At 58.4% G+C, this 13,663-nt stretch carries 14 protein-coding genes; 8 read left to right on the top strand and 6 right to left on the bottom strand.

The features are described 5' to 3' along the window. Window positions 1–204: 204 nt before the first annotated feature. Complete coding sequence (locus tag IB250_RS27260) at window positions 205–642, top strand: YkgJ family cysteine cluster protein (protein WP_008005123.1); 438 nt, start codon at window positions 205–207, stop codon at window positions 640–642. Window positions 643–847: 205 nt separating this feature from the next. On the opposite strand, the gene typA is transcribed toward IB250_RS27260, so the two are convergent. Further along, entirely contained in the window at window positions 848–2,668 is a 1,821-nt protein-coding gene (typA, locus tag IB250_RS27255; protein ID WP_007907857.1) for a translational GTPase TypA, read from the bottom strand. Window positions 2,669–2,807: 139 nt separating this feature from the next. Then, a complete protein-coding gene (gene thiI / locus IB250_RS27250; protein WP_192346687.1) occupies window positions 2,808–4,262 on the bottom strand; it encodes a tRNA uracil 4-sulfurtransferase ThiI in 1,455 nt (484 codons plus the stop codon). Between the two features lie 330 nt (window positions 4,263–4,592). Between thiI and glnA the strand changes: the two genes are divergently transcribed. From glnA to ntrC, 6 genes are all read left to right on the top strand, one after another. Next, window positions 4,593–5,999 (top strand): glutamate--ammonia ligase, encoded by a 1,407-nt coding sequence (gene glnA, locus IB250_RS27245; RefSeq protein ID WP_007907861.1) that lies wholly within the window; start codon window positions 4,593–4,595, stop codon window positions 5,997–5,999. A gap of 134 nt (window positions 6,000–6,133) precedes the next feature. Next, window positions 6,134–6,682 (top strand): chorismate mutase, encoded by a 549-nt coding sequence (locus IB250_RS27240; RefSeq protein ID WP_192346685.1) that lies wholly within the window; start codon window positions 6,134–6,136, stop codon window positions 6,680–6,682. A 100-nt stretch (window positions 6,683–6,782) separates the two neighbouring features. Further along, window positions 6,783–7,298: a DUF4124 domain-containing protein gene (locus IB250_RS27235; RefSeq protein WP_192346683.1), complete on the top strand. Its 516-nt coding sequence runs from the start codon at window positions 6,783–6,785 to the stop codon at window positions 7,296–7,298. Continuing rightward, window positions 7,295–7,900, top strand: coding sequence for a DUF4124 domain-containing protein (locus IB250_RS27230; RefSeq protein ID WP_318652704.1), 606 nt, complete (start codon window positions 7,295–7,297; stop codon window positions 7,898–7,900). The genes IB250_RS27235 and IB250_RS27230 overlap by 4 nt, the downstream gene beginning before the upstream one ends. A gap of 366 nt (window positions 7,901–8,266) precedes the next feature. After that, a complete protein-coding gene (glnL, locus tag IB250_RS27225; protein ID WP_008068785.1) occupies window positions 8,267–9,352 on the top strand; it encodes a nitrogen regulation protein NR(II) in 1,086 nt (361 codons plus the stop codon). Further along, window positions 9,349–10,785, top strand: coding sequence for a nitrogen regulation protein NR(I) (gene ntrC / locus IB250_RS27220; RefSeq protein ID WP_007897405.1), 1,437 nt, complete (start codon window positions 9,349–9,351; stop codon window positions 10,783–10,785). The genes glnL and ntrC overlap by 4 nt, the downstream gene beginning before the upstream one ends. A gap of 553 nt (window positions 10,786–11,338) precedes the next feature. Here the strand turns inward: ntrC and IB250_RS27215 are convergent. Further along, complete coding sequence (locus IB250_RS27215) at window positions 11,339–11,779, bottom strand: hypothetical protein (protein ID WP_192346679.1); 441 nt, start codon at window positions 11,777–11,779, stop codon at window positions 11,339–11,341. On the opposite strand from IB250_RS27215, the gene IB250_RS27210 reads away from it, so the two are divergent. Next, window positions 11,778–12,233 (top strand): tRNA (cytidine(34)-2'-O)-methyltransferase, encoded by a 456-nt coding sequence (locus IB250_RS27210; protein WP_008068783.1) that lies wholly within the window; start codon window positions 11,778–11,780, stop codon window positions 12,231–12,233. The two genes, IB250_RS27215 and IB250_RS27210, sit on opposite strands and share 2 nt — an antisense overlap. A gap of 131 nt (window positions 12,234–12,364) precedes the next feature. Here the strand turns inward: IB250_RS27210 and secB are convergent, their stop codons facing one another. Genes secB through IB250_RS27195 form a run of 3 tightly spaced genes read right to left on the bottom strand, consistent with a single transcriptional unit; the run spans window position 12,365 to window position 13,575 of the window. After that, window positions 12,365–12,850 (bottom strand): protein-export chaperone SecB, encoded by a 486-nt coding sequence (gene secB / locus IB250_RS27205; protein WP_007897410.1) that lies wholly within the window; start codon window positions 12,848–12,850, stop codon window positions 12,365–12,367. Between the two features lie 55 nt (window positions 12,851–12,905). Beyond that, complete coding sequence (grxC, locus tag IB250_RS27200) at window positions 12,906–13,160, bottom strand: glutaredoxin 3 (RefSeq protein ID WP_192346677.1); 255 nt, start codon at window positions 13,158–13,160, stop codon at window positions 12,906–12,908. Window position 13,161: 1 nt separating this feature from the next. Beyond that, entirely contained in the window at window positions 13,162–13,575 is a 414-nt protein-coding gene (locus tag IB250_RS27195) for a rhodanese-like domain-containing protein (RefSeq protein WP_007897412.1), read from the bottom strand. Window positions 13,576–13,663: the final 88 nt, after the last annotated feature.

The following is a 13,663-nucleotide window of genomic DNA, read 5'->3' as shown; positions in this document are numbered from 1 at the left end:
ACCATTGAGACTCTGGTTCGGCAGTTTTTCCTGTTAGTGCGAGATAGGTCGACATTACGTTGTCGCGTGCCAGAAACAATGCAGGGGCCGTGCCGGACACAGGGATTATTTTGCGCCAAGCGAAAAAATCTGGCGAAAGGTTGTTCAAAAATCCACCAGTCCCGGTATGATCGCGCGCCCTGATGCACACGCTGGTAACAACCGATGATGAAGCCCAACCTGATCGCCGCCGCGGAGATCGATCGCCTCGATACCTGGGCAAAATACTCTGCCCCGATGTGCGGTTCCTGCGTGTCCAGCTGCTGCACCTTGCCGGTCGAGGTCAAGATCAAGGATCTGATCCGTATCGGCATCGTCGACGAATTCGAGCGTGGCGATCCGCCGAAGAACATCGCCAAGCGTTTGCAGAAGGAAGGGATCGTCGAGCGCTATAACCAGAAGTCCGAGATCTTTACCCTTCAGCGCATGAGCAACAACGATTGCCTGTACCTGGATCGCAAGAGCCGTTTGTGCACTATTTATGATAAGCGCCCGGATACCTGCCGCAATCACCCGAAGATCGGACCGCGGCCGGGGTATTGCGCGTACAAGCCAAAAGAAGTGGTGCGCGAGAACAATCCGCGGACGCTGGACAAGTTTTAAACAATCGTTGAGTTCTTACCATGATCGTTCCCACGCTCCGCGTGGGAATGCAGCCCGGGACGCTCCGCGTCCCAAAGTGGACGCAGAGCGTCCATTGAGGCGTTCCCACGCAGAGCGTGGGAACGATCATCAAACACCAGACAAACAAAAACGCCCCCGACCTTGCGGTCGGGGGCGTTTTTTTAAGCGCTAACTAAGTCGAAACTCAGTTACCAGCTTTCTTGGCAGCGCGGGTACGCTCGCTTTCGCCCAGGATCTTCTTGCGAAGACGGATGGACTTAGGAGTGACTTCGCACAATTCGTCTTCTTGAACGAATTCCAGAGCCTGCTCCAGGGTGAAGCGGATAGGCGGAACCAGAGCGATGGTTTCGTCTTTACCCGAAGCACGCATGTTGTCGAGCTTCTTGCCTTTGGTTGGGTTGACGCCCAGGTCGTTGTCGCGGCTGTTGATGCCGACGATTTGACCTTCGTACACGTCTTCACCGTGACCCAGGAACAGTTTGCCGCGAGCTTGCAGGGTTTCCAGCGAGTAAGTCAGCGCCTTACCGGTAGCAACCGAAACCAGCACGCCGTTCTGACGGCCGGACATGTCGCCGGACTTCATCACGTCGTAACGGTCGAAGATCGAGGTCAGGATGCCTGCACCGGAGGTCAGGGTCAGGAACTCGTTACGGAAACCGATCAAGCCACGAGCCGGGATGTTGTACTCAAGGCGCACACGGCCCTTGCCATCCGGAACCATGTTGGTCAGGTCGCCTTTACGGATACCGATCTGTTCCATGATCGAACCTTGCGATTCTTCCGGCAGGTCGATGGTCACGTTTTCGTACGGTTCGTGCTTGACGCCGTCAACCATGCGGATGATCACTTCCGGACGACCAACACCCATTTCGAAGCCTTCGCGACGCATGGTTTCGATCAGTACCGAGAGGTGCAGCTCACCACGGCCGGAGACTTTGAACTTGTCGGCGGTGTCGCCTTCTTCAACGCGCAGGGCAACGTTGTAGAGCAGTTCTTTGTCCAGACGTTCCTTGATGTTACGGCTGGTGACGAACTTGCCTTCTTTACCGCAGAAAGGCGAGTCGTTTACCTGGAAGGTCATGGAAACGGTTGGCTCGTCAACGGTCAGCGGCTTCATCGCTTCGACGTTCAGTGGGTCGCACAGAGTGTCGGAGATGAACAGCTGGTCGAAGCCGCTGATGCAGACGATGTCGCCGGCAGCTGCTTCTTCAACGTCGATGCGGTGCAGGCCGTGGTGACCCATCAGCTTCAGGATACGACCGTTACGCTTCTTGCCGTCGGCGTCGATAGCGACAACCGGAGTGTTCGGCTTGATGCGACCACGAGCGATACGGCCAACGCCGATAACACCCAGGAAGCTGTTGTAGTCCAGAGCGGAGATTTGCATCTGGAACGGACCGTCACGGTCGACTTTCGGCGCAGGTACGTTGTCGACGATCGACTGGTACAGCGGAGTCATGTCTTCAGCCATGTCGGTGTGTTCCAGACCGGCAATGCCGTTCAGGGCCGAGGCGTAGACGACTTTGAAGTCCAGCTGTTCTTCGGTAGCACCGAGGTTGTCGAACAGGTCGAAGATCTGGTCCAGAACCCAGTCCGGACGCGCGCCTGGACGGTCAACCTTGTTGATCACCACGATTGGACGCAGGCCGGCTTCGAAAGCCTTCTTGGTCACGAAACGGGTTTGCGGCATAGGGCCGTCTTGAGCGTCAACCAGCAGCAGAACGGAGTCAACCATCGACATTACGCGTTCAACTTCGCCGCCGAAGTCGGCGTGGCCCGGGGTGTCCACGATGTTGATGTGGTAGCCGTTCCAGTTGATGGCGGTGTTTTTCGCCAGAATGGTAATACCGCGCTCTTTCTCCTGGTCGTTGGAGTCCATCACGCGCTCGTCGTTGAGCTCGTTGCGCTCCAGGGTGCCGGATTGACGCAAGAGTTTGTCTACCAGGGTGGTTTTACCATGGTCAACGTGAGCAATGATGGCGATGTTGCGTAGATTTTCGATCACTTGTGTATCTCGATCAGAGGATTCGGTGTGCTGACAAGTCTTGGCAGCGATTTACAGTAGAGTCCGGCAAAGCCGTTACAGCTTGACGGCGGCGTCGGGGGGCCGGTGACGCAGGCCACAGGCAAACAGCCCCGGGCACTTAGCTCGGTCGATAAACGCGCACATTGGCATGCCCCTCACTGAGCAAATGGTGGGCATGCAGGCGACTCATCACGCCTTTGTCGCAATACAGCAGGTACTGGCGAGTAGGGTCCAGTTCCTTGAAACGAGCGTTCAATGCATAAAACGGCATCGTCTGCACCTCAATGCCAGCAAGTTCCAGCGGCTCGTCTTCAGCGGCATCCGGGTGACGGATGTCGATGATGATCTGGCCCGCCAGAGCTTCGCTGACTTCTTCGATCTGCAAATCCTGGCCCAATTCGTCGATTACGCGATCGATCGGCACCAGTTTGGCGTTCTCGAGCGCACGCTCAAGGACCGCCATGTCGAATTCTTTCTCTTCATGCTCCACGCGCGGACGCTTGGCGTGGGTCTTTGGGTTCACCGAGATGACCCCGCAGTATTCCGGCATATGCTTGGCGAAATCGGCAGTACCGATTTCGTTGGCCAGGTCGATGATGTCCTGCTTGTGACTGGCGATCAGCGGGCGCAAGACCAGCTTGTCGGTCACGCAGTCGATCACGGACAGGTTCGGCAACGTCTGGCTCGACACCTGGGAAATCGCTTCGCCGGTGACCAGCGCTTCGATCTCCAGCCGATCGGCAATACGGGAAGCAGCGCGCAACATCATACGCTTCAAAACTACGCCCATATGACTGTTATCGACTTTCCCGAGAATTTCTCCCAGTACTTCCTCGAACGGCACACTGACAAATAACACGCGTTGGGAGCTGCCGTACTTCTTCCAGATGAAGTGCGCGACTTCCATGACGCCCAGTTCGTGGGCTCGTCCGCCCAGATTGAAGAAGCAGAAATGGCTCATCAGCCCGCGGCGCATGATCTGGTAGGCGGCGACGGTGGAATCGAAGCCACCGGACATCAGTACAAGCGTCTGTTCCAGGGCACCCAGCGGATAACCGCCGATGCTGTTGTGCTGGCTGTGGATCACGAACAACCGTTTGTCGCGAATTTCGATGCGAACTTCGATTTCCGGCGCTTTGAGCGAGATTCCGGCGGCGCCGCACTGACGACGCAGTTGGCTGCCGACGTATTTCTCGACGTCCATGGAGCTGAATTCGTGCTTGCCGGCACGCTTGCAGCGCACCGAAAAAATCTTCCCGGCCAGGGCGTCACCGAAATGCTGCTTGCACTTGGCGACGATGTCGTCGAAGTCGCCCAACGGGTATTCATCGACCTGCAGGAAATGCGCGATACCCGGCATGCAGCTCAGGCGCTCGGTCATCTCCTTCAGGGCTTTCGGCTCGCTGACGCGGGTTTCCAGCTCGAGATTGTCCCACACACCGTTGACCACCACAGCCGGGTCCAGATCGCGGAGCACGGTACGGATGTTTTTGGCCAACTGGCGGATGAAACGCATCCGTACCGGGCGGCTCTTGATGGTGATCTCGGGGAAGACTTTTACGATTAGTTTCATGAAAACAGCGCGCGCTGGGCCAGCCGAAAAAGGGGGGCGCGGATTATAGCGGAAATTGCTCAAGGTTTAACCAGTTAATGTGCAGAAGGTTTTGTGCGCACCAAAACAGGTCATTTATGGAATTCGACGCTACATTACAGGGCGAGGTTTGGCGCTTTTCGAGGCTTTGCACCTTTATAAGCGTGATATTGGGGCAAAAAACCCATGGTGGGGCACTGGCATGCAATTTGCTCCCTTGTGAGGCAGGTTGCCTTGGCAGAGTATTCGCGCCGGCATCACCCACATTCTAAGGGCATCCACTACTAAGCCCGAAGCCACCCGGAGGACACTATGTCGAAGTCGGTTCAACTCATCAAAGATCATGACGTCAAGTGGATTGATCTGCGCTTCACGGACACAAAAGGCACTCAGCACCACGTGACCATGCCGGCTCGCGATGGGCTGGATGAAGCTTTCTTCGAAGAAGGCAAAATGTTCGACGGTTCCTCCATCGCTGGCTGGAAAGGCATCGAAGCTTCCGACATGATCCTGATGCCGGACGACAGCACTGCCGTTCTCGACCCGTTCACCGAAGAGCCGACCCTGATCCTGGTTTGCGACGTGATCGAGCCTTCGACCATGCAAGGCTACGACCGTGACCCACGTGCGATCGCCAAGCGTGCCGAGGAATACCTGAAGTCGACCGGTATCGGCGACACCGTATTCGTTGGTCCAGAGCCTGAATTCTTCATCTTCGACGAAGTGAAGTTCAAGTCCGACATCTCCGGTTCGATGTTCAAAATCTTCTCCGAACAAGGTTCGTGGATGTCCGACCAGGACGTGGAAGGCGGCAACAAAGGCCACCGTCCAGGCGTCAAAGGCGGCTACTTCCCTGTTCCGCCGTTCGACCACGACCACGAAATCCGTACCTCCATGTGCAACGCCATGGAAGAAATGGGCCTGGTCATCGAAGTTCACCACCACGAAGTGGCGACTGCCGGTCAGAACGAAATCGGCGTGAAGTTCAACACCCTGGTTGCCAAGGCTGACGAAGTTCAGACCCTGAAGTACTGCGTACACAACGTTGCTGATGCATACGGCCGCACCGCGACCTTCATGCCTAAGCCTCTGTACGGCGACAACGGTTCGGGTATGCACGTTCACCTGTCCATCGCCAAAGATGGCAAGAACACCTTCGCTGGCGAAGGCTATGCCGGCCTGTCCGATACCGCTCTGTACTTCATCGGCGGCATCATCAAGCACGGTAAGGCTCTGAACGGCTTCACCAACCCGTCGACCAACTCCTACAAGCGTCTGGTCCCAGGTTTCGAAGCGCCAGTGATGCTGGCTTACTCGGCTCGTAACCGTTCGGCTTCGATCCGTATTCCTTACGTGTCCAGCCCTCGCGCTCGCCGTATCGAAGCTCGCTTCCCGGATCCGGCAGCTAACCCGTACCTGGGCTTCGCTGCACTGTTGATGGCTGGCCTGGACGGCATCCAGAACAAGATCCACCCTGGCGACGCAGCTGACAAAAACCTGTACGACCTGCCGCCTGAAGAGGCGAAAGAGATCCCACAAGTTTGCGGCAGCCTGAAAGAAGCCCTGGAAGAGCTGGACAAAGGTCGTGCGTTCCTGACCAAAGGCGGCGTCTTCAGCGACGACTTCATCGACGCTTACATCGCTCTGAAAAGCGAAGAAGAAATCAAGGTTCGTACCTTCGTACACCCACTGGAATATGAGCTGTACTACAGCTGCTGATCCGGTAGCGCCGCGCTACGCGGCGTGACAAAAGAGAGGCCTCCTTCGGGAGGCCTTTTTTATGGGCGACCGTCTGTCGTCGGATGCCCGGTTGCGTGCATCATGGCCTTCATCCGATAAAGCCGAGATGCCCCATGCGCCTACGTCCATGCCTTGCCCTGCTCACCGCCCTGCTGGCCAACAGCGCTTTTGCCAGCCCGGCACCTGCCGCCCTCGCCCCGTTGCTTGGCACCATCGAAGAACGCCTGGCGATTGCCGATCAGGTCGCGCTGAGCAAATGGGACAGCGGCAAACCGGTCGAAGACCGGCAGCGCGAGCGCGAAGTCATTGCCGGTGCTGTCGCTCTGGCACCTGCCTATAAATTGAGCAACGAAGCCGTCGAACAGTTCTTCTCGGCGCAGATCGAGGCCAACAAACTGGTGCAATACGCGCACCTGTCTGACTGGCATGCCCAAGGCAAGGCGCCCAATGATCCTCGCCCCGATCTCATCGGGCAGATCCGCCCGCAACTTGATCAGTTACAAAAACGCCTGCTGCAACAACTGGCCGATTTCAGCCCTTATCGCAACGACCCGCAGTGCCCGTCCTGGCTGGCCAAGGCCAATAAAGACAGCGCCCACGCGCCATTGCGCGAGCTTGCCCAGGTACGCGCTACCGCTGAGTTGTGCAGCGCCAGCCGCTGAGCCGACCTGCCGATGTGCGCTGAAGTGCTCTATGCTCAGCGCTTATCGCCATGAACGGAACAGGGCCGGACACTTGCCCAACGGCCAATGGAAGCCTGCAATGCGCTCATTGTTGTTATGCCTGCTTGTGCTGATCGCCCTGCCCGCCGCCGCGCAGATCTACAAATACACCGACGCCAACGGCAACACCGCGTACAGCAATCAACCGCCCGATGGCGTAAAGGCTCGGCCCGTGGAGTTGCCACCGCTCAACAGCGTCGAGCTTCAACCTCCGAGCGAGCCTGTAGCGCCTGCGCAATCCAGTAGCCGCGAACAGCCCGGCAGCGCCTATCAGGTGCTGGAGCTGACCGGTCTGCCCACCGAAGAAGCCTTGCGCGCCAACAATGGCACGTTCACGGTTAGCGTATTGATCCAACCGCGCTTGCAAGGCTCTCATCGATTGAGGCTGTTACTGGACGATCAACCCTACGGCCAACCGAGCAACGTCCCGATTCTGCAACTGGTGAACATCGACCGTGGCGAGCACCGCCTCGCGGTTCAGGTGATCGATGGGCAAAACGTGGTGCAGCAGAGCCCCACCGTGACCTTCACCGTACAACGGGTGCATAAGCCTTGAGGTGCTGGCTGTTGGTCGCATGCCTGATCAGCCTGCCGGCAATGGCCGAGGTTTTCACCTACATCGACGCCCAGGGCAATCGGGTCTTCACCGATCAGCCGGGCACCCGTAATGCCAAGCGTGTACCACTGGCGACCAGCAATCGGATGTCGGCCAACCCGAGCAGCACCGCGCCAATGACGGCCACGAAAGCCAATCCACTGTTTCATTACGACATGCTTCGTGTGCTGGTGCCGGACCCGGATGCCACGATCCGTAGCACTGCCGGTGAATTGATCGTCAGCGTTACCAGCGAACCCGGCCTGCAACAGGGCCATCGCTATCGCCTGCTGCTGGATGGCCAACCCACCGCCGAGCCCGGCCCGAGTCCGGTGTTCGCCCTGAGCAACATCGACCGCGGCAGCCACAACCTGTCGGTGGAAATCCTCGACGAACAGGGCCGTACCGTCGAACGCACGGCCAATCAACCCTTCCACATGCAGCGCATTTCCCTCGCGCAGAAACGTCAGGTCAAACCCTGCGTCCTTACCGACTACGGCGAACGGCCGGAATGCCCCCTCAAAGACAAACCCGAAGAAGAAAAGAGCTTCTTCTGGCGCTGATGCCAGTCAGTTAAGCGCAATCCCATGTGGGAGCGGGCTTGCTCGCGAAGAGGGCGGCACACCAACATTGATGTCACCTGATATACCGCTTTCGCGAGCAAGCTCGCTCCCACAGGTTCCGTTGACGCTTCTTTTACTTCGTTCAGGTTTGCGCACTATATTGGTGCAATAGAGTGCACAGTACTCACAACACAACCCATTTTGGTTCGAAAGTACCCGCAAAAGCTGGCAGAACGCCACGCAAACGAGCGTCAAACGCCTGTTTCAGGCTCTAAACGCTTCTTTTCGGAGCCTTGGTTTGGTTTTTGCATTTTCCCCGTATCGGCGCTTGTTTCTTGCGCGCGCTCCGCTCCAAAAGAGGTCCTGATGACCATTAGCGACGCACTACACCGCTTGCTACTCGACAACCTGACCACCGCAACCATTCTGCTCGACGCCGAACTGCGCCTTGAGTACATGAACCCGGCGGCGGAGATGCTGCTGGCCATCAGCGGCCAGCGTAGCCATGGGCAGTTCATCAGCGAGTTGTTCACCGAATCCACCGAGGCGCTGAACTCCCTGCGCCAGGCAGTCCAGCAGGCGCACCCGTTCACCAAGCGCGAAGCGATGCTCACCGCCCTCACCGGCCAGACCCTGACCGTCGACTACGCCGTGACACCGATCCTGAGCAATGGCAATACGCTGCTGTTGCTGGAGGTTCACCCGCGTGACCGCTTGTTGCGGATCACCAAGGAAGAGGCGCAGCTGTCGAAGCAGGAGACCAGCAAGATGCTGGTACGCGGCCTCGCCCATGAAATCAAAAATCCGCTCGGCGGGATTCGTGGCGCGGCTCAGTTGCTCGCCCGTGAATTGCCGGAAGAAAGCCTGCGCGATTACACCAACGTCATCATTGAAGAAGCCGATCGCCTGCGCAATCTGGTGGATCGCATGCTCGGCTCCAACAAATTGCCGTCACTGGCCATGTGCAATGTCCATGAAGTGCTGGAGCGCGTGGGTCAGCTGGTAGAGGCCGAAAGTCAGGGCTGCATCACTTTGGTGCGTGACTACGACCCAAGCATTCCGGATGTGTTGATCGATCGCGAACAGATGATTCAGGCCGTCCTGAACATTGTGCGCAACGCGATGCAGGCCATCAGTAGCCAGAACGAGCTGCGCCTTGGCCGCATCAGCTTGCGTACCCGCGCCATGCGCCAGTTCACCATCGGTCACGTGCGCCACCGCCTGGTGACCAAAATCGAAATCATCGACAACGGCCCGGGGATCCCCGCCGAGCTGCAGGAAACCATCTTCTTTCCCATGGTCAGCGGCCGTCCGGACGGTACCGGGCTGGGCCTGGCCATTACCCAGAACATCATCAGCCAGCACCAGGGCCTGATCGAATGTGAAAGCCATCCAGGCCACACCACGTTCTCGATCTTTCTGCCACTGGAACAAGGAGCCACATCGACATGAGCCGTAGTGAAACCGTGTGGATCGTCGATGACGACCGTTCTATCCGTTGGGTCCTGGAAAAAGCCTTGCAGCAGGAAGGCATGACCACGCAAAGCTTCGACAGCGCCGACGGCGTGATGAGCCGCCTGGCGCGCCAGCAGCCGGACGTGATCATCTCCGACATCCGCATGCCGGGTGCCAGCGGCCTGGACCTTCTGGCACGGATTCGCGAACAGCACCCACGACTGCCGGTCATCATCATGACCGCGCACTCCGATCTGGACAGCGCTGTCGCGTCCTATCAGGGCGGCGCGTTCGAATACCTGCCCAAGCCGTTCGATGTCGACGAAGCGGTTTCACTGGTCAAGCGCGCCAACCAGCACGCTCAGGAACAGCAAGGCCTGGAAGTCCCGGTCGCCCTGACCCGTACGCCAGAAATCATCGGCGAAGCGCCGGCGATGCAGGAAGTGTTTCGCGCCATCGGCCGCTTGAGCCACTCCAACATCACCGTGCTGATCAATGGCGAATCCGGTACCGGTAAAGAACTGGTGGCCCACGCCCTGCACCGTCACAGCCCACGGGCGGCCTCGCCGTTCATTGCGCTGAACATGGCGGCGATTCCCAAGGATCTGATGGAATCCGAGCTGTTCGGCCATGAGAAAGGCGCGTTTACCGGCGCGGCCAACCTGCGTCGCGGGCGTTTTGAACAGGCTGACGGCGGCACACTGTTCCTCGATGAAATCGGCGACATGCCAGCGGACACCCAGACGCGCTTGCTGCGGGTATTGGCGGATGGCGAGTTCTACCGTGTCGGCGGTCATGTGCCGGTGAAGGTCGATGTGCGAATCATCGCCGCGACTCACCAGAATCTGGAAACCCTGGTGCATGCCGGAAAATTCCGTGAGGACTTGTTCCATCGCCTCAACGTGATCCGCATCCACATTCCACGGCTGTCGGACCGTCGCGAAGACATCCCGACCTTGGCCAAGCATTTCCTCAGCCGCGCCGCGCAAGAACTGGCAGTGGAACCGAAGCTGCTGAAAAGCGAAACCGAGGAATACCTGAAGAATCTGCCGTGGCCAGGCAACGTGCGTCAGCTGGAGAACACCTGCCGCTGGATCACGGTGATGGCTTCGGGTCGCGAAGTGCACATCAGCGATCTGCCGCCAGAGCTGCTGAGCCTGCCGCAGGATTCGGCACCGGTGACCAATTGGGAGCAAGCGTTGCGTCAGTGGGCTGATCAGGCGCTCGCTCGCGGTCAGTCGAGTCTGCTCGACAGCGCCGTGCCGGCCTTCGAGCGGATCATGATCGAGACCGCCCTCAAACACACCGCCGGCCGCCGCCGCGACGCTGCCGTGTTGCTGGGTTGGGGCCGCAATACCTTGACGCGCAAGATCAAGGAATTGGGGATGAAAGTTGATGGTGGGGATGATGATGAGGGGGATGAGGGCTAGTCAGGCTTTAGTTTTCTGCTGACTGTCAGATCCAATCGCGAGCAGGCTCGCTCCCACAGTGGATTTTCAGTGTGTTCACTATTCTGTGAACACCATTGAACCCTGTGAGAGCGAGCCTGCTCGCGATGCTTTTGGAGCCATAGTGCACCGACTGAATGCACCATGAACCGCAATCGAGCACGACAACCTATCCAAAACCCCGCCTCCATCTGCAAGAAAAACCATAACGTAGAAACACAAAAGCCCCGAATTACGGGGCTTCCAGCGCTGCTGGGCAGCTTTCTGTTGCAACTTGTTAAAAACTGGCACGCCCCCTGCAATAGTCCAATCAGTGATTCGATTCACTACCCAGTTTCGGGGACCTTGGTACAGGCAGGCCGGGGATTCCCCTCTTTACACCGGGCTCATACCGCAATTGCGACGAGCCCATCCCGTTTTGGGGTCCTTGGTACAGGCAGGCCGGGGATTCCCTCTTTACACCGGGCTCACACCGCAATGCGCGAGCCCTCCCGTTTTGGGAACCTTGGTACAGGCAGGCCGGGGATTCCCTCTTTTATTGCTCTCGGAGATGGATCTCCAGCCGCCAGCGGTCATCGACCTCGCTACCGGCCCACTCGCCCTGCAGCGGCCGGGCCGCCACCACCGTCAGCAACAATCCCCCATCACTCAAACGCGTTCGCCAGTTCACGTCCTTACCGTTGAGCTTGAGCTGACCTTTCTGTGCACGGCCTTGCGCCTCGAACAACAGCGCCACGCTGCCGTCGACCAGCTCGCCGTGGGTTTTGGGTTCGTTGTTGAACCACACCACCAGTCCATCGTTCGTCACCTCGACCTGCTGCAAAACGCTGGGGTCGGGCGCGGTCAGGCGACCGATCATCAGGCCCACCATCACCCCGACAATCGCCAACGAAGCCATCACCCGAGGGAATAGTTTCGAACGAGGGTCCTTTGGCGGCGTAGAATGCCCGTCATCTTTACCTTCGGAGCCGTGCATGTTTCACGTCATCCTTTTCCAACCAGAAATTCCGCCGAATACCGGCAACGTTATCAGGCTGTGCGCCAACAGTGGCTGCCACCTGCATTTGATCGAACCGCTGGGCTTCGAGATGGACGACAAGCGTCTGCGCCGGGCCGGCCTCGATTACCATGAGTATGCCACCCTGCAACGCCACGCAGACCTCGCCAGCTGTCTGGAAAGCCTCGGCCATCCCCGGCTGTTCGCCTTTACCACCAAGGGCTCGCGGCCCTTTCACGACGCCAGCTTCGCCGAGGGCGATGCCTTCCTGTTCGGCCCGGAAAGTCGTGGCTTGCCGGCTGAAGTGCTCGATGCCCTGCCTAGCGAACAACGCCTGCGCCTGCCGATGCGCGAAGGCTGTCGCAGCCTGAACCTGTCCAACACCGTGGCCGTCGCGGTTTACGAAGGCTGGCGTCAACTCGGGTTCAAGTAACACCGCATAACAAATGTGGGAGCGGGCTTGCTCGCGAAGGGGCCATAACATTCAACATCTTCGTTGACTGTTACACCGCTTTCGCGAGCAAGCCCGCTCCCACATTGGACTTGCTTTGACGCACAGACCGCTTACTGAACGGTCGGAGTCTCGCCAGCCGCCTGCATACGTTGCAGCTCTTGTGCGTACAGCGCGTCGAAGTTCACCGGGGCCAGCATCAGGGCCGGGAACGAACCGCGGGTCACCAGGCTGTCCAGGGTTTCGCGAGCGTACGGGAACAGGATGTTCGGGCAGAACGCGCCGAGGGTGTGGCTCATCGAAGCATCGTCCAGGTTCTTGATCAGGAAGATCCCGGCCTGTTGAACTTCAGCGATGAACGCCACTTCTTCACCGTTTTTCACGGTGACCGACAGAGTCAGCACGACTTCGTGGAAGTCGCCTTCCAGAGCCTTCTGGCGAGTGTTCAGATCCAGACCGACGCTCGGCTCCCACTGCTGGCGAAAGATCGCCGGGCTTTTCGGGGCTTCGAAGGACAAGTCGCGTACGTAGATGCGCTGCAAGGAGAATTGCGGTGCGGTTTCTTCTTCGCTAGCTGCAGTGTTCTGTTGGTCAGTCATCTCAGATCCTTTCTGATCTCGGGTCTTGTAGGGTTGGCTATTTCAAGTAAGGCAGTCAGGCCTTGAGCAGGGCGTCGAGCTTGCCGGCGCGCTCCAGGGCAAACAAATCATCACAGCCGCCAACGTGGGTGTTGCCGATCCAGATCTGTGGCACGGACGTTCGTCCGGCTTTCTGAGCCATCGTGGCACGCACCTGCGGCTTGCCATCGACCTTGATCTCTTCGAAGGCTACGCCTTTGTTCTCGAGCAGGTACTTGGCTCGCGAGCAATAAGGGCAGTAATCGCTGGAATAGACGACGACGTTGTTCATATCACTTCACCAGCGGCAGATTGTCGGCTTTCCAGCTGGAAATACCGCCAGACAGCTTGGCGGCGGTGAAGCCGGCTTTCATCAGTTCGCGGGCATGAGTGCCGGCAGTCTGGCCCATGGCGTCGACCAGGATGATGGTCTTGGCCTTGTGCTTTTCCAGTTCGCCGACGCGAGCGGTCAGTTTGTCGTGAGGAATGTTCAACGCGCCAACAATGTGACCAGCGGTGAAATCCTTGGTCGAACGAATGTCGATCACAACGCCCGCGTCCTTGTTGACCAGCCCGGTCAGTTCACCGGTGCTCAGGCTGCGGCCGCCGCCTTGCATCTGATAAGCGATCAGCAACGCCAGCAGTACGACGAAGATACCGACGAGCAAATAGTGGTTAGTGGCAAATTCAATCAGGTGAGCAACCATCGAAGGAGGTTCCAGGGCGTTAAAATGTCGGCCAGTATACACAGCCACTATGGTGGGCCAAACCCCGTCCGGCGGTGACGGCGTCGGA

It is taken from the genome of Pseudomonas sp. PDM09, from assembly GCF_014852305.1.
Lineage (GTDB): Bacteria > Pseudomonadota > Gammaproteobacteria > Pseudomonadales > Pseudomonadaceae > Aquipseudomonas.
Note: the sequence above shows the minus strand (reverse complement) of the source record. Positions and strands in the feature narration are given on the sequence as shown.